The following is a 1,934-nucleotide window of genomic DNA, read 5'->3' as shown; positions in this document are numbered from 1 at the left end:
CTTCGACTTTCTTGCCATTGCTGCCAAAACTGAGAGATTAGATGTGAGCGATCGTTCTCTGTCCGAGCATTATCCATTAAGTTTCGTCTTGTATTTGCAGTGCTGGAAGTCATAAAAAATGAAATTGCCTTTGTCCTTCTGATACAGATAGATATTTTCGGGATGTTTCCTGACTTTATAGAACATTGCAATCTGGCATTAGAGAATGTAGCTCTTACCCCCAAGCTCTCTTATACAAAGAGAGGAGGCATAGCTATTCTCCCCCTTTCCCTATTAGAGAAGGGGTTCCCATAGATTACAATGGGGTTGCGTGGCGGACTTTTTAATGCCACTGTTTTTTGCTTTCCAAATACTAGACGTTGCTCACCATGATTTTCTGAACTTTTTTTCCCAAAAAAATAAATTGCCCGACTTGTTGCTTCTGTTAGGGGGACAATGGCCTCTCCTGCTATCCATCCCACTATCAAACTTGGTCATAAAATGGACTATCTCGATCAAGGGCGTTTTTGCTATTGAATCGTTCAATATAACTTGTATAACTAGTTTCTTGGCCAACCGCACGGTGAAGCTTACTGGGTAATACTTGTGAGTAAGCTTCCCCAAAGTGGAAGAGTGTTTGTCACAAGTGGAGCAGGAAGATTTGGAGGAGATACGAGATGATGTGTTATTGAATTTAAGTTTGGTGGAACGAAAGGATGAAGATATCTATCAGTTACACCCTCTTATTAGAAAGTTTATGGTGGGTAAGTTGCAGCAGTTTGACTCTGTGGAGGAATGGAAACGTAGTTTTTGTCGGGTGGTGGCGGAGGCGGCGAGGGAAATTCCTGATGACATTACACTGGAGCAAGTTAAGGAAGTTGAGGTTAATATTCCCCATATTACAGAAGTGGCAGCAAACTTGACTGAGTATTTGAGTTATGATGATTTGATTACTCCTTTTATTAGGCTAGGTTCTTTCTATGAAGGTCAAGGATTTTATTTACAGGCACAACCTTGGTTAGAGAAGGGTAAAGAAATAGCAGAAAATCATCCAAAACGCGCCACCTATCTCAACAACCTGGCTTTATTATATAGTTCTCAAGGGAAATACAAACCAGCGGAACCTTTGTTTCAAAAAGCCATCGAAATCACCAAAATCGCTCTACCAGAAAATCATCCAGATATTGTCATTCACCTCAAGAACCTGGCTTTATTACATAATTATCAAGGGAAATACGAAGCAGCGGAACCTTTGTTTGAACAAGCATTGGATATGTTTGAAGAAACATTAGGTGAGGAACATCCTAATACTAAAATTGTGCGAGAAAATTTTGAAGTTTGTCGGCAACAACAACAGAGCTAGACACGGATTTTGCCACGGATGCACGGATGATGTCAAATGATTAATCCGTTTATCCGTGCCCGAATCTGTGTCTAGCTTTTCTTTTCCTCAATTAAGCAACTCCATAATCAGTATATTCCCGCATTTCAGGAGCTTGAAATCCCAGAACAATATCTTCTTTTGGTACTCCTCGCTCCACAAGTTTTTGAGCAATTCTCATTTCAGTCATATTTTGCTCTATCCAAATCTTTTCTCCTTTTATATCCAAATGTAAAACACAACCATAAGCTCGCCGATAACCATCCCATCCTACATTCATAACCATATAATGGTCTTGTTTTGTATCAAAAACCGTGTAACAATCTATTTGACCATTTGCTATGGGGATGGCAGCATAAACTGTTAATAAAGACTGAATAATATTGCGATAAGATTCTAAGGTATCCATTGTACAATTACCTCCTGTATTGGGTCATAAATAATTAGTTTTATCATTTTCTTTGTGGGTTTAATACCCCACCGTCAACGGGGGTGTTCACGCATTACTTGGGGGAGCGAATCCCCATGTAATTTTCCTCCTGTCTCCAGTATAGCTGTCTCCTGTCTCCTTCTT

Annotated in this window: 3 protein-coding genes; 1 reads left to right on the top strand and 2 read right to left on the bottom strand. The window is 39.8% G+C overall.

Features of this window, described 5'->3' with window-relative positions; all coding sequences use genetic code 11:
* Positions 1–230 precede the first annotated feature (230 nt).
* A complete protein-coding gene (locus F6K27_RS33025) occupies positions 231–461 on the bottom strand; it encodes a hypothetical protein (RefSeq protein ID WP_287280123.1) in 231 nt (76 codons plus the stop codon).
* Between the two features lie 164 nt (positions 462–625).
* On the opposite strand from F6K27_RS33025, the gene F6K27_RS33020 reads away from it, so the two are divergent.
* On the top strand, positions 626–1,342 hold the full coding sequence (locus tag F6K27_RS33020) for a tetratricopeptide repeat protein (RefSeq protein WP_287280125.1): 717 nt from the start codon (positions 626–628) through the stop codon (positions 1,340–1,342).
* Between the two features lie 91 nt (positions 1,343–1,433).
* Here the strand turns inward: F6K27_RS33020 and F6K27_RS33015 are convergent, their stop codons facing one another.
* Positions 1,434–1,769, bottom strand: a complete 336-nt coding sequence (locus F6K27_RS33015; protein ID WP_124146247.1) for a XisI protein — start codon at positions 1,767–1,769, stop codon at positions 1,434–1,436.
* Positions 1,770–1,934: the final 165 nt, after the last annotated feature.

Source organism: Okeania sp. SIO2F5 (assembly GCF_010692685.1).
In the GTDB taxonomy this organism is placed as follows: domain Bacteria; phylum Cyanobacteriota; class Cyanobacteriia; order Cyanobacteriales; family Microcoleaceae; genus Okeania; species Okeania hirsuta.
This window is presented reverse-complemented; position numbering and strand designations above follow the sequence as displayed.